Source organism: Bradyrhizobium sp. Ken64 (genome assembly GCF_055807555.1).
This window is the reverse complement of record NZ_JBVVPA010000017.1, coordinates 23,983-46,954: the sequence shown is the minus strand read 5'-3', so window position 1 is coordinate 46,954 and position 22,972 is coordinate 23,983. Positions and strand designations below refer to the sequence as shown.

The following is a 22,972-nucleotide window of genomic DNA, read 5'->3' as shown; positions in this document are numbered from 1 at the left end:
CCGCTGCCTCGCCCTTTCCGCATTTAGAGACTGAACCGATGTCGTCACTCCCCGAAGCCAAACTGGACGTCCTGCTCGCGCATCACGCCTCGCTCGAGGCCGAATCGCTCGGTCAGCTCGCCTCCGAACGCTATGTGCAGATCACGCGTGAGCTCGCCGAGCTCACGCCATTGATCGAAGCGGTGAAAGCCTATCGATCGGCGGTCAAGGAGCTCGCCGACACCGAGGCACTGATCGCTGATCCCGCGACCGATGCCGAGATGCGCGGCATGGCGGAAGCCGAGCGCGACGAGCTGACGCCGAAGATCGAGGACCTGGTCCAGAAGATCCGCGTCGCACTGCTGCCGAAGGACGCGATGGACGATCGCAACGTGGTGCTGGAAATCCGCGCCGGCACCGGCGGCGACGAGGCTTCGCTCTTCGCCGGCGACCTGTTCCGGATGTACGAGCGCTTCGCGGCCCTGCAGGGCTGGAAAGTCGAAGTGATCTCGGCGAGCGAGGGCAGCGTCGGCGGCTATAAGGAAATCATCGCCGAGGTCCAGGGCCGCGGCGCGTTCTCGAAGCTGAAATTCGAGTCCGGCGTGCACCGGGTACAGCGCGTGCCGGACACCGAGACGCAGGGGCGCATCCACACATCCGCCGCCACCGTCGCCGTGATGCCCGAGGTCGAGGAGGTCGACGTCGAGATCCGGAACGATGATTTGCGTATTGAAACCATGCGCGCCGGAGGCGCCGGCGGCCAGCACGTCAACAAGACCGAATCGGCGATCCGCATCACCCACATCCCGACCGGCATCGTGGTGATGATGCAGGACAGCCGCTCGCAGCACAAGAATCGCGCTTCCGCCATGAACATCCTGCGTTCGCGCATCTACGACGCCGAGCAGCAACGCCTCGACGCGGCGCGCTCGGCCGAGCGCAAGGAGAAGGTCGGCTCCGGCGATCGCAGCGAGCGCATCCGCACTTACAATTTTCCGCAAGGACGCGTCACCGATCACCGCATCAATTTGACGCTCTACAAGCTGCCGCAGGTGATGGCGGGCGAAGCGCTGGGCGAACTGACCGACGCGCTCACCACCGAGCACCAGGCCGCGCAGCTCGCCGCTCAGGGCGCGGCGGCGTGACCGGCGCGTGAGCAATCCCTTCACCGCATTATCCGTTGAGAGCGCGCGGCGCGCGCTCGCCGCGCAACTGAGATCGGCGCAGCTCGAAGAAGCCGAGCTCGACGCGCGGATCCTGCTCGGCGCGGCACTCGGACTTGATCTCACAGGTCTCGTTGCGCAGGCCGCACGCCTGCTTACGGAAACCGAGACGTCGCGGCTCGCGCAATATGCCGGGCGCCGCATCGCCGGCGAGCCGGTCGCCCGCATTCTCGGCACGCGTGAATTCTGGGGCCTGCCGTTTCGTCTGTCGGAAGCAACGCTGGTGCCGCGTCCCGATACCGAGACGGTGGTCGAACTCGCGCTCGAAATCTTTCGCGAGCGGCAAGCCTCCCATCAGATACGCATCGCGGATATCGGCACCGGCTCCGGCGCCATCCTGCTCGCGCTGCTGCACGAAATTCCCGGCGCCTTCGGCGTCGGCACCGATCTCAGCCTGACCGCGCTCAAGACCGCCAGAGACAACGCCGCGGCTCTGGGCCTCGCCGACCGCGCCTGCTTCGTCGCCTGCTCCTACGCAACGGCGCTCCGCGGCCCGTTCGACCTCGTCGTGTCGAATCCGCCCTACATCCCGTCGGCCGAAATTCCGAAATTGAGCATCGAAGTGCGCGAGCATGATCCGCATCTGGCGCTCGACGGTGGCAATGACGGTTACGACGCCTATCGTGCCCTGATCCCGCAGGCGACCGAACGTCTCGCCCCCGGCGGAGCACTGATCGTTGAGGCCGGACAGGGCCAGGCCCGAAATATTGAAACCTTGATGATTGCTGCCGCGTTGGTCGTGGACAGGCCGCCCAAAGCCGATCTGGCGGGCATCCCGCGGGCGGTTTCGGCCCGGAAAATGCCCCCATAAAAGCCGGATTGGGCTGCAAAAAACCTCTTGGAATATCCCTTGGGAACGACTACCTTCCGATCAACACATCGGTGCCGGCCCCGTAGACCTACGGGCGAAAGCCGGGCTCTCGGGCGAGAGCTTACTGATAATGGTTCCAAGCCGCAGGTCCTGTTGAGCGCGATGGCCATTTGAGCTGCGCTGCTTACCGACCGCAACGTGAACGAAAGCCTGATATTGCGCTTGAAGACTTACGCAACAAAGCAGGGCTTGTTTCGGCAGGCGATATGAATGGGTTCGCTGGCGATGGATGCTGGCGGTGGGGAACGCGTCTTTTGTTGAACGCGACGGTCGACGAACATCGGCAGGGATCAATCCGCTCTTGCGTGCGGTTGCGCGCAAGCGATGTGAACCGCTGTCATCAGGTCACTCTCGGCAATCAGTAATGCGTGCAACCTTTAGGGCTGGAATTAAAGGCAGGACATGAGAAACGGTCAGAACAAGCAGCGGATGCGCAACCGCAACAATAATAATAACAATAACAACAATAATAACCGGCGCGGCCAGAACCCGATGACCCGGGTCTACGAGTCCAACGGACCCGACATCAAGATCCGCGGCACGGCTTCGCATATTGCTGAAAAGTATCTCCAGCTCGCGCGCGACGCACGCTCCTCCGGAGACCCCGTTGCGGCCGAGAACTACTACCAGCATGCCGAGCATTATTTTCGCCTGATCGCGACGGCTCAGGAACAGTTCCGGCAGAATCAGCAGCCACGCGGCGACGAGCCCATCAGCAACAGCAGCGGCGACGACGGCGAGGACGACGGCGAGAATTTCTCGAACTTCGGCCAGGAGCCGGGTTTTGTCCCACAGCCGCCACCGCAGCCCTTCACGCGCGACCGCGACGGCCCGCGCGATCATCAACCGCGTGATCATCAGCCCCGCGACAACCACTATCAGCGCGACAACCAGCAGCCGCGCGAGCATCGCGAACGCGACCATCGCCCGCAGCCGCAATATCAGCCCCAGCCGCAACCGCTGCCGCTGAACCAGCCCCAGCCCGTCGTAGCCGACGCCGTCAGCGTCGATCGCCTGCCGTCCTTCATCACCGGCCCGCAGCCGCAGGTGAGCGGTGGCGCGCCCGGCCAGGCCGGCTTCGAGGGTGGTGGTGGCGAGCGCTTTCCGCGGCGGCGCCGCCGGCCGAATGGCCCGCGCCCCGAGCGCGAAGCCGCTCCGGCCGCTTCGAGCGACGAAGTGGCTCCCGGCGAGTAAGCCTTTCGCCGGACATCCTGCGCCAGATACCTGACGTGAATTGAATCGTCCCGGCATGTCCGGGACGATTTGTTTTTAGCCGCGCGTCGCCGTCGTCGAGGACGGTACCAGCACCGGCTTTGCCAGCGAGGGAATCAGCCGCGCCCGCTCGCGCTTGGCGGGGATCGCGCGGTAGACCTGCTTGGTCGCCTCGACGATGTGCACGCCGGCGAAGGGCAGCGACAGCGCCGCGCCGGCCCGCTCCCACATCTGTGCGGATTTCAGCACCCAGCCGCCGGCATAGGGCGGCATGAACAGCGCCTCGCCCCAGGCCGTCGGGGTGAACCAGGTCTGACGCAACAGGTCGGTGATCTGCGAGCGCGAATAGGGCCGGCCGTGACCGAACGGCGTGCTGTCGGTGCGGGTCCACACCCCGCGCCGGTTCGGGATGACCGCAATCACGCGGCCGGACGGCGACAGCACGCGCCATGCCTCCCGCAGCAGCGCGGCCGGATCGTCCGACATCTCCAGTGCGTGGACCAGCAGGATGCGATCGACCGCGGCGTCGGGAAGCGGCAGCGAGAACTCATCCACCAACGAGGCGAGGGCCGGCCGTCCCGTCGGCCATTTCAGGACGCCCTGGGCCGACGGCATGAAGGCGATGCAGCGCTCCGCGTCCTCGCGGAACAACCCGAGATAGGGCGTGGGATAGCCGAAGCCGAGCACCCGCTGGCCGTCGACGCGCGGCCAGCGCTCCCGAATGCCGCGATTGATCATTTGCCGCGCCACAATCCCGAGGCGACGGGAGTAGAACTCGCGGAGGTCGACGACATCAATGGTCATGACCGCAATGTAACATGCACGAGGTGGCCCCCGCGCGCGGAATATTGCATTGCCTGCGCAACGTTAACGCCATATTTGTCTGACGGAGCTGAGCGCGATGGAGACGACATGGCCGCCGAAATTCGTACTTTCACCTGTTTAAACGACAATTTCGGTTATCTGATCCACGATGTGGAAACCAAGGCGACGGCGTCGATCGACGCGCCGGAGGCCGGCCCCATCGTGAGGGCGCTCGAGCGCGAGGGCTGGCAGCTCACCGACATCCTGATCACCCATCATCATGGCGATCATGTCGGCGGAGTCGCCGAACTCAAGCAGAAATACAATTGCCGCGTCGTCGCGCCGCATGACAAGACGACGGAGATCGCAGACGTCGACCTGCGCGTCGCCAATGCCGAAATCGTCAAGGTCGGCAGCTTGCTGGGGCGCGTACTGGAGACGCCCGGCCACACGCTCGACCACATCTCCTATGTGTTCGACACCGAGAAGGCGTTGTTCGCCGCCGACACCCTGTTCTCGATCGGCTGCGGCCGCGTGTTCGAGGGCACCTATCCGATGATGTGGGATTCGCTTTTGAAACTGCGTGCCCTGCCCGACGACTTCAAGCTCTATTGCGGCCATGAATACACAGCGTCCAACGTCAAGTTCGCACTGACCGTCGACCCCGACAATGCGGCGCTGCAAGCGCGCGCGGCGGAGGTGGCGAGGCTGCGGGCCGAGAACAAGCCGACCATTCCCTCGCTGCTTGGTGACGAGAAGCGGACAAACGTGTTCCTGCGCGCTGACGAACCGTCGATCGCAGCCAGGCTGCACATGAAGGGCGCGGATGCCACCGCGGTGTTCGGCGAGCTGCGCGAGCGCAAGAACAAGTCTTGAAGAGCAAGTCCTGAAGACCAAACCCTGGCGGGCATCGATGCCGACCGCAGCCGAGATCATCGCGCGCCTTGAACTCCGACCGCATCCCGAAGGCGGGCACTATCGCGAGACGTTTCGCGACCAGACCACGGACGCCAACGGCCGCGCGCGCTCGACTCTCATCTACTTCCTGCTGGCGCGCGGCGAGCGTTCGCACTGGCATCGTATCGATGCGGTCGAGAGCTGGCACTATTACGCCGGCAGCCCGCTGACGCTGCGCATCGCCCATGACGGCTGCTCCCAGCACGAGGTACGGCTCGGTACGGACCTGTTGAACGGCGAGCGGCCACAGGCGATCGTGCCGGCCGATGCGTGGCAGACGGCGGAAACTACGGGCGAGTGGACACTGGTCGGCTGCACCGTGGCGCCGGCCTTCGAGTTCGCGAGGTTCGAGCTCGCGCCGAAAGGCTGGGAGCCATAGGGCACCGTCGCTTCGGCTTGCGCCGGCAACGACGCTATCGCTTCCGCAGCACCATGTCCTTCGCGGCGATCAGGCCGCCGCCGGCGATCAGGATCGCTGCGATCGCGATGTTGGCGCTGGCGTTGGCGAACCCAGCGGCGATGAGGAAGCCGGTCGAAAGCAGCGGCGTCGCATAGGACGCGGCGCCGAGCACGCGGATATCGCCGCGCTTCATGCCGATGTCCCAGGCGTAGAACGCAGCACCGACGGGACCGATGCCGAGCGCGATCACGGAGAGCCATTGCAGCGTCGTGTCCGGCCATACCGTGGTTTCAAGCAGGCCATGCACCAGCGCGGCAAGCACCGCGGTGGCGAGGCAGAATCCCGCGACCGCATCGGTCGGCACCGCCTTCAATCGCCGCGACAACACCGAATAGATCGCCCACACGAAGGCTGCGATGAAAGCCGCGGCCAACCCCGGCAATTGCCCCTGGGTGAAGCCGGAGGTGTTACCGGCGAACAGCAGCACGGTGCCGACGAGGCCGAGCACGGCGCCGACGACATGATGCACGGCAAGCCGCTCGCCCGGCAGAAAAGACGAGAACAGCACGATCAGGAGCGGCCACAGATAATTCAGCAGGCCGGCTTCAGCCGGTGGCGCAAAGCGCAACGCGAGGAAATACAGCGCGTGATAGCCGAACAGTCCGCCGACACCCACGGTCCACACGACCAGCGGCTGACGCAGGCTCTTGGCCGCCTCGCCGCGGCCGATCCAGGTGAGCAGCCCGACCAGACCGCCGATCGCGAACGTCATCGCGGCCAGCTGGAACGCCGGGATCTTTCCGGTCGCCACCGTCATCACTGACAGCAGCGACCACATCAGGATCGCGGTCAATCCGATCAGCGTTGCCGTGCGGGGAGTCATCGATCAAAAGGCTCCGAGGACGTTTATGCCCGGCACGAGGCCGGGCATTTTCGTCTTCACTATCGCCTTGTCGCGCCCGAAGCTACAGATTTTGGCTCAGCGACGTTGCGCCAAGAGAATGGGCGCCATCAGGCCTGATATTGGCCGCCATTGATGGTCAGCGTCGAGCCGGTGATGAAGCCGGCTTCGTCCGCCGCCAGGAACACGACCGCGCGCGCGATCTCTTCCGGTTCGCCGAGCCGGTTCACCGGGATCTGCGGGATCACGTTCTTTTCCAGGACGTCCTTTGGCACTGCCTGCACCATTTCGGTGTTGATGTAGCCGGGGCAGATCGCGTTGACGGTGATGCCGCCCTTGGCGTTCTCGAGCGCGAGCGCCTTGGTGAAGCCGATGTCACCGGCCTTCGCCGCGGAATAGTTGACCTGGCCGAACTGTCCCTTTTGGCCGTTGATCGACGAGATCGAGATGATGCGGCCGAACTTGCGCGCACGCATGCCTTCAATGATGGGACGCGTCATGTTGAACAGCGAACCGAGATTGGTATTGATGACGGCGTTCCACTGCTCGAGCGTCATCTTGTGGAAGGCAGTGTCGCGGGTGATGCCGGCATTGTTGACGAGCACGTCGATCGGTCCGACCTCGGCTTCGACCTTCTTCACGCCCTCGGCGCAGGCATCGAAACTGCTGACGTCCCATTTGTAGACCGCGATGCCGGTCTCGGCCTTGAACTTCTCCGCCGCCGCGTCGTTGCCGGCATAGCTCGCCGCAACCTTGTAGCCGGCCGCCTTCAGCGCCTTGCTGATCGCAGCTCCGATGCCCCGCGTACCACCCGTCACCAATGCAACACGTGCCATATCGTATTCCCTTCCCTTGGACTCTTCGGACGTTTCTGAGTGATTGTTTTTAAGTGCGGATTATGGGGGACGTTTGACGGACATCAAGAACAAAACGCCCGGCGTCGAGCCGGGCGTTTCTATTTAGTCGAGGCTTGTATGGTTGCGAAGAATATTTGATTTGCAACCGCCGCCTTTTTAATCGGGTGCAACGCACTCAGCCACGCGTGCAGCGCACGCGAAATTGCGCGTCACTATCTCAGTCGCGCGCCACACACATCGCGATACCCATGCCGCCGCCGATGCACAGCGTGGCGAGGCCCTTCTTCGAGTCCCGCTTCTGCATTTCGTGCAGCAGTGTCACCAGTACGCGTGCGCCGGAGGCACCGACCGGATGGCCGATCGCGATCGCGCCGCCGTTGACGTTGACCTTGGAGGTATCCCAGCCGAGATCCTTGTTGACGGCACAAGCCTGCGCCGCGAAGGCTTCGTTGGCCTCGATCAGGTCGAGATCGCCGACGTTCCAGCCGGCCTTCTTCAGCGCGGCGCGCGAGGCCGGGATTGGGCCCGAGCCCATGATCTTCGGATCGACGCCCGCCTGAGCCCAGGACACGATGCGCGCGAGCGGCTTCTTGCCTTCCTTGGCGGCCTGCTTGGCGGTCATCAGCACCACGACCGCAGCGCCGTCATTGATGCCGGACGCAGAGCCAGCGGTGACCGTGCCGTCCTTCTCGAAGGCGGGACGGAGCTTCGCCATCGCGTCGACCGTTGCACCATGGCGCGGATATTCGTCGGCGCTGACGACGACATCGCCCTTGCGTCCCTTGATGGTGACGGGAACGATTTCGTCGTTGAATTTACCGGCCTTCTGCGCGGCTTCGGCCTTCTGCTGCGAAGCGACCGCGAACTCGTCCTGCTGGGCGCGGGTGATCTGCCACTGCCGCGCGACGTTCTCGGCGGTGTTGCCCATGTGATAGCCGTTGAAGGCGTCCCACAGCCCGTCCTTGATCATGGTGTCGATGAATTCGACTGCACCCATCTTGACGCCGCCGCGCAGATACTGGGCGTGCGGAGCCATGCTCATGGATTCCTGGCCGCCGGCGACCACGATCTCGGAATCGCCGTTGAGCAGCGCCTGATAGCCGAGGGCAACGGTGCGCAGGCCCGAACCGCAGAGCTGGTTGACGCCCCAGGCCGGGCTCTCGACCGGAATGCCGGCATTGATCGAGGCCTGGCGGGCCGGGTTCTGGCCTTGGGCGGCGGTCAGGATCTGGCCCATGATGACTTCGGAGACCCGGCCGGGATCGATGCCGCCGCGCTCCAGCGCGGCCTTGATGGCGATGGCGCCGAGGTCATGGGCGGGAAGGGTTGCGAACGCTCCGTTGAAGCTTCCGACCGGGGTGCGGGCGGCGCTGACGATGACGACATCGTCTGACATGGGCATCTCCTGGGTTGAATGGGGGCAGACGGGGCTGGGGAAACGGCTCGCCAGTCTCGGACGGCATCCTGTTAACGTCGTTGAGGCATGTCAATCGGCCGGCGGCCGAATTCATCCCGCAGCGCATTCAAAATAGCGTTCTTGGCGCTTTCGCAAGCACGTTTTTGCTGCCCGATTAACCGTGGCGCACAAAACGGTAGCGTGACCCCTTTGAAAATGCTTATTTTGTTGCGTTGCGTACTCTTCCCGCCCTGCGGCATAGCCCGTCAGGTTCCCGTTCTCCGCGTCTTGCAAGTGAGAGCCCATGGCGAAATCAGACCAACCCACCACCATCAAGAAATACGCGAACCGCCGGCTCTATAACACCGGGACGAGCACTTACGTGACGCTGGAAGACCTCGCCTCCATGGTCAAGGACGGCGAAGATTTCCTGGTCTACGACGCCAAGACCGGCGACGACATCACCCGCTCCGTGCTTGCCCAGATCATCTTCGAACAGGAGAACAAGGCCGGCCAGAACCTGCTCCCGACCACCTTCCTGCGCCAGCTGATCCGCTTCTACGGCGACAGCATGCAGATGGTCGTGCCGAAATATCTGGAGCAGGCCATCGCGTCGCTGACGCAGGAGCAGGAGAAGTTCCGCAAGCAGATCGCCACCTCGCTGTCCGGAACTCCGTTTGCGCCGCTGGAGGAACAGGTCCGCCGCAACATGGAGCTGTTCCAGCAGACCTTCTCGATGTTCAAGCCCTTCGCGCCCGGCGCAGGCCGCCCCGCAGGCTCCGCTGAGCCGGCGCCCGAGGCGACCGCCGAAGCCCCGAAGGACAGCAATATCGACGATTTGCGCCAGCAGATGAAAGACATGCAGGAACGCCTCGAGCGGATGTCGAAGAAGGACGAGTAGGTCGTCCCTCTGCGCCGGCTCCCGGCAGGCCGGAGGACGCGCCATGTCCGACCGAAGCACCCATTGGGACAATGTCTACGCCACCAAGGGCGAAGCCGAGGTCAGCTGGTTTCAGAACAGTCCGGCGACTTCGCTCGCGATGATCAGAGCGGCTAATCCAGGCCGCGAGGCTGCCATCCTCGACATCGGCGGCGGCGCATCGCGGCTGGTCGATGCTCTCCTGCTGGACGGATATCGCGACGTCGCTGTGCTGGATCTCTCTGCCAATGCGCTTGACGCTGCAAAGAAGCGAATCGGCCCAGCCGCTTCGACGGTCGACTGGATCGTTGCCGACGCCACGACATGGCACCCGGCAAAGACATACGACCTATGGCACGATCGGGCGGCGTTTCACTTCCTGACCGATTCCCGCGACAGGACCGCATACATCGAGCGGCTGCGGTCGGCGGTTGCGCCCGGCGGCCACGTCATCATTGCGACGTTTGCGCTCGACGGTCCCGAGAAGTGCAGCGGCCTGCCGGTGCAGCGTCATGACAGCGCGAGTCTTGCGGCGGAACTCGGGCCGGGGTTCGAGCTGGTCGAAACGCGCAACGAGGCGCACCACACGCCGTGGGACTCGACGCAGGCGTTTCAGTTCAGCCGGTTCAAGCGGCACAGCTAGGGCGGTGCTATTAAGCCGCCAGCTTCACCGCATGGGCGAAGTCCCAATAGAGCTTGCGCGCGCGCGTGTAGAGCGGCCCCGGCTTCAGCTCACGATCGTCGATGCGGATCACCGGCGCGACTTTTGCGAAATTTCCGGTAGAAAAGATCTCGTCGGCGGCGAGGAAGTCGGCGTAGCGCAGCGTCTTCTCGACCACGGTGACGCCGTCGGCGCGAAGCAGGCTGATGACGCGCTGGCGGGTGATGCCGTTGAGGAAGGTGCCGTTCGGCACCGGCGTGTAGACCACGCCGTCCCTGGCCATGAACACGTTGGAATTGCCGAACTCCGCGACGTTGCCGAGCATGTCGAGCATCAGCGCGTTCTGGAAGCCGCGCGAGGCGGCTTCGGCAAGCGCGCGCGAATTGTTCGGATAGAGACAGGCGGCCTTGGCCTCGACCGGAGCGCATTCGGCGGTGGGCCTGCGGAACGGCGACAGCGTGATCGCGTTGCCGACGGGTTTTGGCATCGGCGCCTCGTAGATGCACAGGCACCAATCGGTGGTCTCGGGGTCGAACAGCACGCCGCCACCCGAGCCATTCTGCGCCCAGTACATCGGACGGACGTAGAGCTCGGCATCCGGCGCGAAGCGCGCGATGCCTTCGTTTGCGAGTGTCATCCAGGTTCCGGTATCGACCACCGGCTTCAGCCCAAAGTTGGTCGCGGACTGATTGGCGCGGGCGACGTGGCGGTCGAGATCGGGCGCGACGCCTTCGAACGCCCGCGCGCCGTCGAACACGACCGAGCCGAGCCAGGCGGCATGCGTGCGCGGACCCATGATCGGCACATTGCCGTCATGCCATTTGCCCTCGAAGAAGGTCCAGCTCGGCGAATATGCGATGGGTTTTTTGATCTCGGCCATGACCGGCCTCTCCCTTGGCGTGGTGCCGCATTATAGCGCCACTATTGGGCGCAATTTCTAAATGATTCCCTGCGGGAAAATGGTGAGTTACCCTCCCGGAAGGGAAAGGAAGCACCATGCCGCTCGATCCACTCGCAAAGCGTTTGTTGACCATGATGGCTGCGGCCGCGCCGCAGGCAAGGAGCCGGCCGAGCGTGGAGGCACGGCGGCAATCATTGGCAAAACTGATGCAGTTTGCGCGCGCCGATGCGCCTGACGTGACGTCGTCCGACGGCATGCTGCCTGGTCCCGGCGGCGCGCTGCCCTATCGCCTCTATTCACCGGCAAGCGCCGCCGATCGCGCGCCCGGCTTCGTGTTCTTTCACGGCGGCGGGCTCGTTGCCGGCAGCATCGTCACGCATGACCGCATCGCAGCGGCATTGGCACATGCGACCGGCTGCCGCCTCGTCTCGGTCGATTACCGGCTGGCGCCCGAGCACAAATTCCCCGCCGCCGTGGACGATGCGATCGCTGCCACCGAATGGGTGGCGCGCGAGGCCTCATCGCTCGGCATCGACGCGGGGCGTCTGGTGCTCGGCGGCGATTCCGCGGGTGCAACGCTCGCTGCGATCGTGTGCCAGGAGGCAGCGCAGGCCGCAGGCCTTTCCATCGTCGCGCAATGCCTGATCTGCCCGGTGCTGGATTTCGAGGAGGCCTCACCTTCGCGCCAGGCGTTCGCCGAGGGCCACCTGATCGACCGCGTCACGATCGAAGCCGATCTCGCCGACTATCTGCCCGAGGACCTGGATGCCGCCGATCCCCGCATCTCGCCCCTGCGCGCGACACGGCTTGCGGGCCTGCCGACCGCCATCATCCACACCGCCGAGTACGACCCGATGCGAGACGAGGGCAATGCCTATGCCCGCAAGCTGCTCGCCGCGGGCGTCGCGGTCGAGCACGTCTGCCATGAGGGCATGGTCCACAATTTCCACGCTATGGGCGCAATCCTGCCGCAAGCGCAGCTCGTGCTGTCGCAGATCGGTGAGCAGGTCAGGCGGGCGGTGGGGACGTGAAGCCCCTCGTGTTGCCGTCTCCCGCAACGGGAGAGGAAAGAGAATGCCTCACGCTCTCGCCTCGATGACGGAACGCGCCGCCGCGACATAGCTTGGCCAATGCGAATCCGCATAACGCTCGGCCTGCCACGCGCAGGTGATTTCGGGCGCATGCGCAGCCGCGATCATGCGCGCAAAGCGCTCTTCGGCGACCGTCACGTCGTCGGACGCGGCCGAGGGCGCGGCTGCTGCGACGGTCGGCGCAACGGCGAGTCCCGCCAGTCCGGCGAGCAGGATGCGGCGTGACGTGTCCATGGCTGTCGTTCTCCAGTGTCCGGCCTGCACTCTGGCGGAGGATGTGTCAGTGCGGTGAAGGCAACGTACCTGCGTGCATTCGCACCGTCCACCGATTGCGGATACCACTTGACCATACGGGCGATCACATTCCATCTAGCAGGCAGTTTCGCCATCACGGCAGACGCGTCGGATTGTCACGTGTCCCATCGCAGCCAATCGCCCCGCTCGGCCTTGCGCGCTTTCGCGATGGGACTGCTCTGCCTGATGATGCCAGCTGGCGCATTGGCCGCCGATAGTGACCAAGACGCTGTCGCGAAGCCGGCGGTTCCGAATATCTATCTCGACCTGCGCACAACGTACGCCACGATCCCGGCGGGCACGCTCGGGCTCGGCTTTGGCAACACATCATTGTCTGCAGCATTCGAAGCGTTGGCGGCGCGCAGGGGCGATGCGCTGCCGAACGGATTGCCGGCCGCGAAGTCGATCGCCCTCGATCTCCCGATGACCGTCGACGTCAGCGATCGCGTCTCGCTCTATGGTGGCGTCTCGGGCTCGACCACGGACATCGGCGGCGGCTGGTCGGCGTTCGACATCACCAGCTGGAACATCGGTGTGCAGGCCGATCTCTACCAGCAAAACGGCGGAAAGATCCCGACAATCACGCTGCAATCCACCCTGACGCAGTCAGTGCCGAACGACCCCGGCATGACAACGTCATTCAACAACATCCTGGAGTTCGACTACGCGCTCGACGAGGACGAGACACGCGGATGGCTTGCCGGTGTGCAATATACCATCACCGACATTGCCGGCGCGGTCGTCCGCATCCGGCCGAACACGATCCTCTATGCCGGCGGCTACTACCAATGGCCGAGCAACTGGAAATTCACCGGCCGTCTCGGCGTGCAATCGTTCGGCGGCGCGCAACTCGCAGGCAGGGTGCTGGCTGAACCCTTCACGCAGCCGATCCTGCGCCTCGATCTCGATCGCATGGACGACAATGACAACCGACTATTCGGCATCACCGCACAGATCGCCTGGATGCCGAAACCGTCCTACCAGATGACGTTGCGGACGCCGCTCTACGCGGTGCGCAACTGACTGCGGACCGTGGTGGATTTTCCGTAAAGCGGAGCAACCGCATTTTCACGGATATCAGAGCAAGGGCCGCTCCCGCTCATCGTTGATGATGAAGGGCTTTTCGCATTCAACGCTGACGTGACGACGGCCGGATGCGTGAACCAGTTATTAGCCCTCTCGCACAATCGCGCACCACCTTACCTTTCGGCAAGTAAGCTTCGGGCAAACTGGGCCGATGTCGCTTGGGAGGTTTGGAATGCCCCGCTTGTTATCGGAACGAACGTTCCTCGCCGGCCAGATCTTCTTCAACTTCGGTCAGTCGACCATCGATTGCGTCGTGCGCCGGATGTCCGAAGACGGCGCGACGCTGGAGATGCAGAGCAGCATCGGCGTGCCCGATCGGTTCCAGCTCCGGCTCGCAGGCCAGGAGATCCTCTCCTGCCATGTGCTCTGGCGGTCGGACCGTCAGATCGGGGTTGCGCTCGGAGCGGAAGATCATGTCGAGCCTAGGGCCGTGGACGAGCAGGAGCGGCCGACCGATTCGCTGATGCGCGGACAGATGCTGGCGCTTCGCGCGGCTCTCGATTTCGTCCCGCTCGGCGTCGTGCTGCTCGATGCCAATCTCCGCGCGCAGTTGATCAATCGGGCGTTCCGGCAGATGTGGCTCTTGCCGGAGGAGGTTGCCAACAGCAATCCGTCATTTGTGACGCTGATGCATCATGGCCGCGATACGCTCGCCTACGAGATTCCGCCGGCCGAGCTTGAGGCCTATGTCGCCGAGCGCGTCCGTCAGATACAGGCAGGTGATGCGTCTCCGCGTGACCTGCGCCGTACCAGCGGCGACGTCGTTCGGATGCAATGCACGCCTCTGCCCAACGGCGGGCGGATGCTGACCTATACGCCGGTCACCGACATCGTGCGCTATTCCGACGAGCTGAAATTGCTGCGCGACGCCCTCGAGAACGTCGAGGACGGCGTGCTGCTGCTCGACCGCGATCTCAACGCCAGCTTCATGAACCGGCGCATGCGGCGGTTCTGGGAGGTGAGCGAGCAGGAAGCCGCCGCCCGCCCGACCTATGCATCCCTGGTGAGCCGGGTGCATCGCGCGAGCGCGCCGGATCTGCCGGCGAACGAACTGGTGAAATTTCCCGTCAAGCGCGTCGCCGAGGTCAAGGCGGGCGATCATGTGCGCGATCTCCAGACGCCGGATGCGCGCCGGATCAGGGCCCACTGCACCACGATGTCGAACGGCGGCCGCATGCTGACCTATGTCGACATCACCGATCTCACCAACAAGGCCAACATGCTGGAGCGTCTGGCCACCACCGACCCGCTCACGGGGCTCTACAACCGCCGCCATTTGCTGGGCGCGCTCGATGCAGAGTGGAGCCGCTTCCAGCGCTACTATCGCTCCGTTTCGGTCCTGATGCTCGACATCGACCATTTCAAGTCGGTCAACGACCGCTATGGTCACGCGATCGGAGACGAGGCGATCAAGGCCGTGGCGGCCGCATGCCTCGATGGCAAGCGCAAATCGGACGTCGTCGGCCGCTTCGGTGGCGAGGAGTTCGCGATTCTGCTGCCCGAGACCAGCCTGTCGCGCGCAAGGATCGTCGCTGAGAGAATCCGCAAGCGCGTGATGAGCTCGCGCATCGTTGCCCATCAGGTTCAGTTCGGTGTCACCGTGAGCATCGGCATTGCGGAAGCCAGTGTCAGCATGTCCGGCATCGACGCCTTGATGAGCGCGGCCGATCACGCGCTCTACCAGGCGAAGGCCGAAGGTCGCAACCGCTGCGTGGCCTGGTCGCCGCCGCCGCCCATGAACAAGGCGGCGGAGTGATCGCTCCGTAGATCTAGTCCGGCACCGGCACGTCGAACGTGTTCAGCGTGATCGACACCATGCAGTAAATGCTGACGAGATAGGACAGCTCGGCTGCGCCGTGCTCGCCGAACTCCTTGACCGCGGCCCGATAAGTCAGTTCCGGCAGCACGCCGCCGCTGACCAATGCGGACGCCACGTCATAGGCGACGGCTTCCTGCTTGGTGAGATCGACCGGCCGCTGTCCGGCGACGATGGTCGCGAGCTTCTCGTCGGAGAGGCCGCGCTGTTCGGCGACCAGCACATGCGCATAGAGCTCGTAGCCGGAGCGGAAATGCGAGCCGGTGACGAGGATCGCGACCTCGCGCACCGGTGCCGGCAGCAGCGGGTTCGACGCGATCGCCTTGACCAGCTCCCACACAGGCTTGCCGAAGCGCGGCTCGCGGATCCATGGATTCCAGGGCCCGAGCAGCGCGCCATCGTCGCGCATGTTCACAAAGCCCTTGAAGTGGTCCTTGATGCCGGCTCGCATGTCGTCATAGAGCGGCTTCTGTTCGGCACTCAGGTCCTTCGGATCGAGAATGGGAAGGCGCACGGCAGGTCTCCTCGTTGAGAAGCCGCGAAACTCGCCCGCACGCACGCGCAAGGCAAGTGAAGTTGCCGTGACGGCCGTGCAATCTTGCAAATGGCCGGGAAGCGCCAGCTATCAGGCGCCAGGATTTCGCAAGTTCTGCGGATTCGCTACGTCTTCGAACTCAAGCGCCAGCGGTTGCGCCGTATCGAGGAACGACGACAAGGCCGCCTCGAACGGCGTTGGATCGAGACCGCGCGCTTTCAGCCAGGCGGGCTCATAATAGGTCTGCCGGTAGCGCTCGCCGGAATCGCAGATCAGCGTCACCAGCGACCCCGTCTGATTCGTCCTTCGCATCTCCGAGGCGAGCCGGCACAGCGCCAGGAAATTGGTGCCCGTCGAGCCTCCGACCGCGCGGCGCAGCCGGCGCGACAACACGTTCATCGCCGCGATCGTCGCCGCATCCGGGATCTTCATCATGCGGTCGACCACGCCCGGCACGAAGGAGGGTTCGCAGCGCGGCCGGCCGACACCTTCGATCAGCGAGGGGCGGTCGCAAACGTGGGAGCGGTCCTGCGAGCTGAAGCAGTCGAAGAAAGCGGAATGCTCGACATCGGCGACGCATAGCCGTGTCGGATATTGGCGATAGCGCAAATAGCGTCCGATGGTGGCCGAGGTGCCGCCGGTGCCCGCGCCCATCACGATCCAGTCCGGCAGCGGGCGCGGCTCGCCCTGCAATTGCGTGAAGATGGATTCGGCGATGTTGTTGTTGCCGCGCCAGTCGGTGGCGCGCTCGGCGAAGGTAAACTGGTCCATGTAGTGGCCGCCCAGCCGTGCGGCCAGCGCGCCGGCCTCCGCATACAGCGCGCGGCCGTCGTCGATCAGATGGCAGTTACCGCCGTAATGCTCGATCGCGGCGATCTTCTCCGCCGAGGTCGTGCGCGGCATCACGGCATAGAAGGACACGCCGATCATCTGCGCGAAATAGGCTTCGGACACCGCGGTCGATCCCGACGAGGCCTCGACGACGGGCGTACCTTCGCGGATGTGGCCGTTGCAGAGCGCGTAAAGGAACAGCGAGCGCGCGAGCCGATGCTTCAGGCTGCCGGTCGGATGCGTCGACTCGTCTTTCAGATAGATGTCGATGCCTGAGAGCGCCGGCACGATCAGCCGGATCAGATGCGTGTCAGCCGTGCGGCACTGGTCAGCCTCGATCGCGGCCACGGCTTCGTCGACCCAGCCGCGCCGATAGGCCGGTCCGGCCGGATTGAGGTGGCGGAAGGGGACTGTCTGCATCACCTAAATCTCTCATGATGCAGATCGCGCATCAATAGCTTCCGCTCAAAACTCCAGCGGCGCGTTGTCGATGACTTCCTTCATCACGAAGAAGGTGCGGGTCTGGCGCACGCCGGGCAGCGCGATCAGCTGCTCGCCGTGGATACGGTTGAAGTCCTCCATGTCGCCGACGCGGATCTTGAGGAAATAGTCGAAGTCGCCGGCGACGAGGTGACAGTCGAGCACGAATTTCAGCCTGGTGATCGCCTGCTCGAAGATCGCAAAGCTCTCCGGCGTCGAACGATCAAGCACGACGCCGACCATCACCAGCGTGCCCTTTGCCACCTTCTTCGGCGCGACCATGGCGCGGACGGCGGCGATGAAGCCGTGGTCGAACAGGCGCTGGGTGCGTCGATGGCAGGTGGCAGGACTGATGGCGACGGTTTCGGCCAGCTCCGCGTTGCTGAGCCGGCCGTTATTTTGAAGCAATCTCAACATCTTAAGGTCGATACGGTCGAGACGAGCGGACATGGAAGAAACTTCCGTAGCTGGCGCTTATTTCGAAAGACATACTACGTATTGACGCCATTATCGCAAGATCACGCGCAACAGAACCGCAATATTTGAAAGCACCTTTGTGCGGCATGATGCTAACATTTTTGCAGACATTAACGCCAATCGGGATGACCTGACGATGCTCGAAAAATTCGCGCGCTATCCGCTGACCTTTGGTCCGACGCCCATCGAGAAGCTGGAGCGGCTGTCGAAGCATCTCGGCGGCAATGTCGAGGTCTATGCCAAGCGCGAGGACTGCAATTCCGGGCTCGCCTATGGCGGCAACAAGCTGCGCAAGCTCGAATACATCATCCCTGACGCGATCGCCTCGAACGCCGACACGCTGGTCTCGATCGGCGGCGTGCAGTCCAACCACACCCGCATGATCGCGGCGGTCGCGGCCAAGATCGGCATGAAGTGCCGCCTGGTGCAGGAGGCCTGGGTGCCGCACGAGGACGCCGTCTATGATCGCGTCGGCAACATCATGCTGTCGCGCATCATGGGCGCCGACGTGCGCCTGGTCGACGACGGCTTCGACATCGGCATCCGCAAGAGCTGGGAGGACGCGATCGAGGAGGTGAAGGCGGCGGGCGGCAAGCCCTATGCGATTCCCGCCGGCGCCTCCGTGCACAAATTCGGCGGCCTCGGCTATGTCGGCTTCGCCGAAGAAGTGCGCAAGCAGGAAGCCGAGCTCGGCTTCAAGTTCGACTACATCGTGGTCTGCACCGTCACCGGCTCGACCCATGCCGGCATGCTGGTCGGCTTCGCCGCCGACGGCCGTGCGCGACAGGTGATCGGCATCGACGCCTCCTTCACCCCGGCGCAGACCAAGGCGCAGGTGCTCTCGATCGCACAGAACACGGCCAAGCTCGTCGAACTCGGCCAGGACCTCGTCGCCGACGACGTCGTGCTGATCGAGGATTACGCCTATCCCGCCTATGGCGTGCCGTCGGAAGAGACCAAGGAGGCGATCCGCCTCACCGCGCGTCTCGAAGCCATGATCACCGACCCCGTCTACGAGGGCAAGTCGATGCAGGGCCTGATCGACCTTACGCAGAAGGGTTATTTCGAGAAGGGCGCGAAGATCCTCTACGCCCATCTCGGCGGCGCGCCGGCGCTGAACGGCTACGGGTATGCGTTCAGGAACGGCTGAGGTCGGTAGCCCGGATGGAGCGCAGCGCAATCCGGGAAGCCTACAATACGGCGAAACTGCCCCGGATTGCGCTGCGCTCCATCCGGGCTACGAACCAAGCCCCTACCGCGTCCTGACAATCTGCAGCAGCTCGTCGCCGTAATGCTCGAGCTTCTTGTCGCCGATGCCGGGCACGTTGCGCAGCTCGTCCATCGTGGTCGGCCATGCGCGAACGATGCCGTCGATGGTGGCGTCGTGCAGCACGACGTAGGCCGGCACGCCGCGTTCGCGGGCAATCTCCGAGCGCCAGGCTCGTAGCCGCGCGCGCAATTCAGGATCGACATCGCCCTGCGGCGCACCGGCCGCCGGCGCCAGATCGCCGCGGCGGGACTTGGCGCGGCTCGAACGGATCCGGGTGCCGGGCGCTTCCTCGCGCAGCCAGACCTCCGTTTCGCCCCGCAGCACGCCGCGCGACGATTCCGTCAGCTTCAGCGCGCCGAAAGCTTCGCTGTCACTCAGCAAATGTCCCATCGCCACGAGCTGCCGCAGCACCGTGCGCCACTGCTTCTCGTTGAGCTCGCGTCCGATGCCGAACACCGTGAGCTTGTCGTGGCCGAACTGCGTCACCTTCTCGGTGAGCCGTCCGATCAGCACGTCGATGAGGTGCATCGCGCCGAAGCGCTGCCCGGTGCGGTAGACGCAGGACAGAAGCTTTTGCGCCAGCACCTTGCCGTCGCGCATTTTCGGCGGCGTCAGGCAATTGTCGCAATTGCCGCAGCCCCCGCCCATCACGATCTCGCCGAAATAAGCGAGCAGCCGCTGGCGCCGGCAGTGCGGCGTTTCGGCAAGGCCAACGAGCGCATCGAGCTTGCCGATCGAGACCCGCTTGAATTCCTCGGAGCCGTTCGACTCGTCGATCATGCGGCGCTGCTGCACGATGTCGGAGAGACCGTAGGCCATCCAGGCCGCCGACGGCTTGCCGTCGCGGCCGGCGCGTCCCGTCTCCTGGTAATAGGCCTCGATGCTCTTGGGCAGATCGAGATGCGCGACGAAGCGCACGTCCGGCTTGTCGATTCCCATGCCGAAGGCAATGGTCGCGACGATGACGATGCCGTCCTCGTTGAGGAAGCGGTCCTGGTTACGCGAGCGCACGCTGCTGTCGAGCCCGGCGTGATAAGGCAACGCCGCAATGCCGGCGTCGTCGAGCGCGGCGGCGACCTCCTCGACCCGTTTGCGGGACAGGCAATAGACGACGCCCGCATCGCCCGCGTGACGCTCCCGGATGAATTCCTTGAGCTGCGACACCGCGTTGCGCTTGTCGACGATCTCGTAACGGATGTTGGGACGATCGAAGCTGGAGACGAAGTGCGGACTGTCTGCAAGCGCAAGCCGCTCGACGATCTCCTTGCGGGTCAATTCGTCGGCAGTCGCGGTCAGCGCGATGCGCGGCACGTCTGGAAAGCGCTCGGCGATGATCGACAGGCCGACATATTCGGGGCGGAAATCATGGCCCCACTGCGAGACGCAATGCGCCTCGTCGATCGCGAACAGCGCCACCTTGGCCCGCGCCAGCAGCGCCAGGCAGCGTGGCGTCAGCAGCCGTTCCGGCGCGACATAGAGCAGGTCGAGATCACCCGCGATCAGGCGCCGCTCGATGTCGGAGGCTTCCTGCGGGGTCAGCGACGAGTTCAGCGCGGCGGCATTGACGCCGGCTTCGAGCATGGCGGCGACCTGGTCGCGCATCAGCGCAATCAAGGGCGACACCACGACACCGCAGCCTTCACGCAGCAGCGCCGGCAATTGGTAACACAGCGACTTGCCGCCGCCGGTCGGCATCAGCACCAGGCAATTGCCGCCGTCGGTGACGTGCCGGATGATCTCGCCCTGCGCGCCGCGGAACCCGGGCAGGCCGAACACCGAACGCAGCACCGACAGCGCATCGCGGCCATGGGCCGGCGCAGGCAGCGGAGCGGTGGAAGGAGAGGACATGGGCATGTCGGAGTGAGGCCGTGAGATTCGTCACAAGGCCAGTCGCATGACCGCGCAGGCGTGGCAAGACTGTTTGAGGAGCGAGACGCGAGTCTTCCCCTCTCCCCTTGTGGGAGAGGGTGGCTCGTCGCGTAGCGGCGAGACGGGTGAGGGGTCTCTGTCCGCACATTCGATAGAGATTGCTTCGCCGAGGCATACCCCTCATCCGGCGCCATAGCCGATGCGAAGCATCGGCGTTCGTGTTAAGAACGGCGGCCGAAGGCCGCCTATGCCACCTTCTCCCACAAGGGGAGAAGGGAAGAGAGGCGCTACGCCCCTATCCTTCGCAGCGCTTCCGCGACTGTCACGATCGGCATGTTGCGCTTCCCGGCCGCCTGCAGCGCATGGCGCATCAGGTGCGGCGTGCAGCCATACGGGCTCGGTACGTTGGCGACGTCATGACCGTAGAAGATCAGCCATCCGCCGCTCTCGACCGCCTCGTCGAAATAGCGATCGACGCCCGCAATGTCGATCTCGCAATCGACCAGGGGCGAGGCGCGCAGGAACTGGAGGTCGATGACGTCGCGATTGACGCCGGGAAGGATGCCGCGCGCCGAGCGGAAGGTCTTGGCGAGCTGCGGCTTGCGCCACACCGACGCGATGCCATAGGGGTAAGCGAAATTTTCCAGCGTGATCGAGGAATCGATGCCGCGAAAATGGCTGCGGTTTCGCTCGATCTCGCGGGCCATGGCGGCCTCGTCGAGATTGACCGCACTCAGGTGCGAGAAGGTGTGGCAGGCAATCTCGTGCCCGGCCCGGTGAAGCCGCACCACGGCGTCGTTGGACAGGCCATGCCAATGGTCCGAGGGACGATCGACCAGGCTGCCGGCGAGATAGAACGTACCGCGGCCGCCATGCTGCTCCAGAAGCCCGGCGCCCTCGCCTGCAGCGCTATCGGGGGCATCGTCGAAGGTGAAGCTCACCATGGGCGCACGCGCGGGCAGACGGTGCGGCGCGGCGCGAAAATGCCGGGCCAGCCGATTGCTCACGCGTCCATGGAGTGCCGACCACACGACTCGCATTTCCTGTCTGCCCCGCCCCGCTCACTGAAGCATTCGTGCGCTGCTTGAGGCAAGCTTCACACTTCGTTAGTCCTAACGTCGATCCCGTCGTTCTGACCTAACGGGCAAGCACCGACGCGTCGGCCTCCGCGCCGAGATATTGCAGCCAGTTCCGGAACAATGCCGCCGCGGCGCTGCCGGCAGCGATATCGGCACGCAAATTCAGCGCCGGCAGTTCGTTGCTGAGCGCGGGGTGGCGCTGGTGCCTTGCCTGTTTCTCGAAGCGGACCAGCTTCTCTTCCGCCGAAGCGTCAAAATAGTTCACGGGCAAATGCGGATAATGGTCGCGCTCACGCGCGAGATAACGGCCGATGTCGCGCAGATATTCGCGCTGAAGCGACAGCGCGTCATATTCCGGATGGCCCTGGAAGAACACGAAGCGGCTGGCATATTGCCGGACGAAGATATCGACCCCGGCCTTTGCCGAACGCGTCAGCACCTGGTAGCCGGCCTGCGCGAGATCGCTCTCGGCGATCTCGTTGAGACGCGAATGCGAGACCTTGAGGGGCGCAGGCGCCGCCCGCGTCAGCGGATCGCTGGTCACGGCTTCGCAGTCGAAAATGCCGTGACATTTGGTGGCGAGCGGCCGCCGTTCGATCCGGTCGAGATGCAGCACCGCGGCATGCGCGGCGAGGCACGACCAGATCGTCGAGCGCGTGTTGACCTTGGCCCAGTCGATCAGCTCGGTGAGATCGCGCCAGTACGGTTCCTGGTCGAGCTCGGGCGCGATCGGCTCGGCGCCGGTCACGATCAGACCGTCGAACTTGTGACGCCTGAGCTCGGTGAGTTCGGAATATTCGCTCTCGACATGCCATTTCGCTTCCGGCGAACGTTTCACCGAGGGCAGCGAGAAGCAGTGAAAGCGGATGCGGCGCGGACCTGCCGCGGCTTGCAGCAGCTTCATGAACTGCCGCTCGGTCGCCTTCAGCGCCGGATCCGGCATGTTGTTGATCAACCCGATCGTGAGCTCGGCGTCGCCGTGCTCGCGCGTCAGATCGCCCTCTGCCGGCACCAGTGCCGGGCTCGATATGGCTTGATCCCTGTCGATCAGGATCGTCATCGG

The 22,972-nt window shown here is 64.4% G+C and carries 23 protein-coding genes; 11 read left to right on the top strand and 12 right to left on the bottom strand.

Going from position 1 to position 22,972, the window contains the following annotated elements:
• Positions 1-38 precede the first annotated feature (38 nt).
• The 3 genes from prfA to AC0L2F_RS25420 all read left to right on the top strand — a co-directional run bounded on the left by prfA (position 39) and on the right by AC0L2F_RS25420 (position 3,267).
• Positions 39-1,124 carry a peptide chain release factor 1 gene (prfA, locus tag AC0L2F_RS25430; RefSeq protein WP_473250273.1) on the top strand — a complete coding sequence of 362 codons (1,086 nt, stop codon included), beginning with the start codon at positions 39-41 and terminating at the stop codon, positions 1,122-1,124.
• Between the two features lie 7 nt (positions 1,125-1,131).
• Positions 1,132-2,013 (top strand): peptide chain release factor N(5)-glutamine methyltransferase, encoded by an 882-nt coding sequence (gene prmC / locus AC0L2F_RS25425; RefSeq protein ID WP_473250272.1) that lies wholly within the window; start codon positions 1,132-1,134, stop codon positions 2,011-2,013.
• A 462-nt stretch (positions 2,014-2,475) separates the two neighbouring features.
• Positions 2,476-3,267, top strand: coding sequence for a DUF4167 domain-containing protein (locus AC0L2F_RS25420; RefSeq protein WP_063992452.1), 792 nt, complete (start codon positions 2,476-2,478; stop codon positions 3,265-3,267).
• 75 nt (positions 3,268-3,342) lie between these two features.
• On the opposite strand, the gene AC0L2F_RS25415 is transcribed toward AC0L2F_RS25420, so the two are convergent.
• Positions 3,343-4,089: a class I SAM-dependent methyltransferase gene (locus tag AC0L2F_RS25415; protein WP_007599158.1), complete on the bottom strand. Its 747-nt coding sequence runs from the start codon at positions 4,087-4,089 to the stop codon at positions 3,343-3,345.
• Between the two features lie 108 nt (positions 4,090-4,197).
• Here AC0L2F_RS25415 and gloB point away from each other — a divergent pair, with 108 nt between their 5' ends.
• Together gloB and AC0L2F_RS25405 are read left to right on the top strand one after the other, a co-directional pair.
• Positions 4,198-4,965, top strand: a complete 768-nt coding sequence (gloB, locus tag AC0L2F_RS25410) for a hydroxyacylglutathione hydrolase (protein WP_063992451.1) — start codon at positions 4,198-4,200, stop codon at positions 4,963-4,965.
• A 37-nt stretch (positions 4,966-5,002) separates the two neighbouring features.
• Positions 5,003-5,425 (top strand): cupin domain-containing protein, encoded by a 423-nt coding sequence (locus AC0L2F_RS25405; protein WP_063992450.1) that lies wholly within the window; start codon positions 5,003-5,005, stop codon positions 5,423-5,425.
• 34 nt (positions 5,426-5,459) lie between these two features.
• On the opposite strand, the gene yddG is transcribed toward AC0L2F_RS25405, so the two are convergent.
• From yddG to AC0L2F_RS25390, 3 genes are all read right to left on the bottom strand, one after another.
• Positions 5,460-6,329, bottom strand: a complete 870-nt coding sequence (gene yddG / locus AC0L2F_RS25400) for an aromatic amino acid exporter YddG (RefSeq protein ID WP_063992449.1) — start codon at positions 6,327-6,329, stop codon at positions 5,460-5,462.
• A gap of 128 nt (positions 6,330-6,457) precedes the next feature.
• Entirely contained in the window at positions 6,458-7,183 is a 726-nt protein-coding gene (gene phbB / locus AC0L2F_RS25395; RefSeq protein WP_007604523.1) for an acetoacetyl-CoA reductase, read from the bottom strand.
• 238 nt (positions 7,184-7,421) lie between these two features.
• Positions 7,422-8,600 carry an acetyl-CoA C-acetyltransferase gene (locus AC0L2F_RS25390; RefSeq protein WP_473250271.1) on the bottom strand — a complete coding sequence of 393 codons (1,179 nt, stop codon included), beginning with the start codon at positions 8,598-8,600 and terminating at the stop codon, positions 7,422-7,424.
• 304 nt (positions 8,601-8,904) lie between these two features.
• Here AC0L2F_RS25390 and phaR point away from each other — a divergent pair, with 304 nt between their 5' ends.
• Positions 8,905-9,501, top strand: a complete 597-nt coding sequence (gene phaR, locus AC0L2F_RS25385) for a polyhydroxyalkanoate synthesis repressor PhaR (RefSeq protein WP_007604520.1) — start codon at positions 8,905-8,907, stop codon at positions 9,499-9,501.
• A 43-nt stretch (positions 9,502-9,544) separates the two neighbouring features.
• Positions 9,545-10,162 carry a class I SAM-dependent methyltransferase gene (locus AC0L2F_RS25380; protein WP_473250270.1) on the top strand — a complete coding sequence of 206 codons (618 nt, stop codon included), beginning with the start codon at positions 9,545-9,547 and terminating at the stop codon, positions 10,160-10,162.
• A 10-nt stretch (positions 10,163-10,172) separates the two neighbouring features.
• Here AC0L2F_RS25380 and AC0L2F_RS25375 read toward each other — a convergent pair whose 3' ends face one another.
• On the bottom strand, positions 10,173-11,060 hold the full coding sequence (locus AC0L2F_RS25375) for a branched-chain amino acid aminotransferase (RefSeq protein WP_473250269.1): 888 nt from the start codon (positions 11,058-11,060) through the stop codon (positions 10,173-10,175).
• A gap of 116 nt (positions 11,061-11,176) precedes the next feature.
• Here AC0L2F_RS25375 and AC0L2F_RS25370 point away from each other — a divergent pair, with 116 nt between their 5' ends.
• Positions 11,177-12,112 (top strand): alpha/beta hydrolase, encoded by a 936-nt coding sequence (locus tag AC0L2F_RS25370; protein WP_063992446.1) that lies wholly within the window; start codon positions 11,177-11,179, stop codon positions 12,110-12,112.
• Positions 12,113-12,160: 48 nt separating this feature from the next.
• Here AC0L2F_RS25370 and AC0L2F_RS25365 read toward each other — a convergent pair whose 3' ends face one another.
• On the bottom strand, positions 12,161-12,406 hold the full coding sequence (locus AC0L2F_RS25365) for a hypothetical protein (protein WP_473250268.1): 246 nt from the start codon (positions 12,404-12,406) through the stop codon (positions 12,161-12,163).
• Between the two features lie 213 nt (positions 12,407-12,619).
• On the opposite strand from AC0L2F_RS25365, the gene AC0L2F_RS25360 reads away from it, so the two are divergent.
• Positions 12,620-13,489 carry a hypothetical protein gene (locus AC0L2F_RS25360; RefSeq protein WP_473250333.1) on the top strand — a complete coding sequence of 290 codons (870 nt, stop codon included), beginning with the start codon at positions 12,620-12,622 and terminating at the stop codon, positions 13,487-13,489.
• A gap of 235 nt (positions 13,490-13,724) precedes the next feature.
• Positions 13,725-15,308, top strand: a complete 1,584-nt coding sequence (locus tag AC0L2F_RS25355) for a sensor domain-containing diguanylate cyclase (protein ID WP_473250267.1) — start codon at positions 13,725-13,727, stop codon at positions 15,306-15,308.
• Between the two features lie 13 nt (positions 15,309-15,321).
• Here the strand turns inward: AC0L2F_RS25355 and AC0L2F_RS25350 are convergent, their stop codons facing one another.
• From AC0L2F_RS25350 to AC0L2F_RS25340, 3 genes are all read right to left on the bottom strand, one after another.
• Positions 15,322-15,882: a carboxymuconolactone decarboxylase family protein gene (locus AC0L2F_RS25350; RefSeq protein ID WP_473250266.1), complete on the bottom strand. Its 561-nt coding sequence runs from the start codon at positions 15,880-15,882 to the stop codon at positions 15,322-15,324.
• 111 nt (positions 15,883-15,993) lie between these two features.
• A complete protein-coding gene (locus AC0L2F_RS25345) occupies positions 15,994-17,154 on the bottom strand; it encodes a PLP-dependent cysteine synthase family protein (RefSeq protein ID WP_473250332.1) in 1,161 nt (386 codons plus the stop codon).
• 45 nt (positions 17,155-17,199) lie between these two features.
• Positions 17,200-17,664, bottom strand: a complete 465-nt coding sequence (locus tag AC0L2F_RS25340) for an Lrp/AsnC family transcriptional regulator (RefSeq protein ID WP_473250265.1) — start codon at positions 17,662-17,664, stop codon at positions 17,200-17,202.
• Positions 17,665-17,827: 163 nt separating this feature from the next.
• Between AC0L2F_RS25340 and AC0L2F_RS25335 the strand changes: the two genes are divergently transcribed.
• Positions 17,828-18,841, top strand: a complete 1,014-nt coding sequence (locus tag AC0L2F_RS25335; protein WP_473250264.1) for a 1-aminocyclopropane-1-carboxylate deaminase — start codon at positions 17,828-17,830, stop codon at positions 18,839-18,841.
• A 102-nt stretch (positions 18,842-18,943) separates the two neighbouring features.
• Here the strand turns inward: AC0L2F_RS25335 and recQ are convergent, their stop codons facing one another.
• From recQ to metA, 3 genes are all read right to left on the bottom strand, one after another.
• Complete coding sequence (gene recQ / locus AC0L2F_RS25330) at positions 18,944-20,809, bottom strand: DNA helicase RecQ (protein WP_473250263.1); 1,866 nt, start codon at positions 20,807-20,809, stop codon at positions 18,944-18,946.
• 308 nt (positions 20,810-21,117) lie between these two features.
• Positions 21,118-21,861 carry a polysaccharide deacetylase family protein gene (locus tag AC0L2F_RS25325; RefSeq protein ID WP_473250262.1) on the bottom strand — a complete coding sequence of 248 codons (744 nt, stop codon included), beginning with the start codon at positions 21,859-21,861 and terminating at the stop codon, positions 21,118-21,120.
• Positions 21,862-21,967: 106 nt separating this feature from the next.
• Positions 21,968-22,969 carry a homoserine O-succinyltransferase MetA gene (gene metA, locus AC0L2F_RS25320; RefSeq protein ID WP_473250261.1) on the bottom strand — a complete coding sequence of 334 codons (1,002 nt, stop codon included), beginning with the start codon at positions 22,967-22,969 and terminating at the stop codon, positions 21,968-21,970.
• Positions 22,970-22,972: the final 3 nt, after the last annotated feature.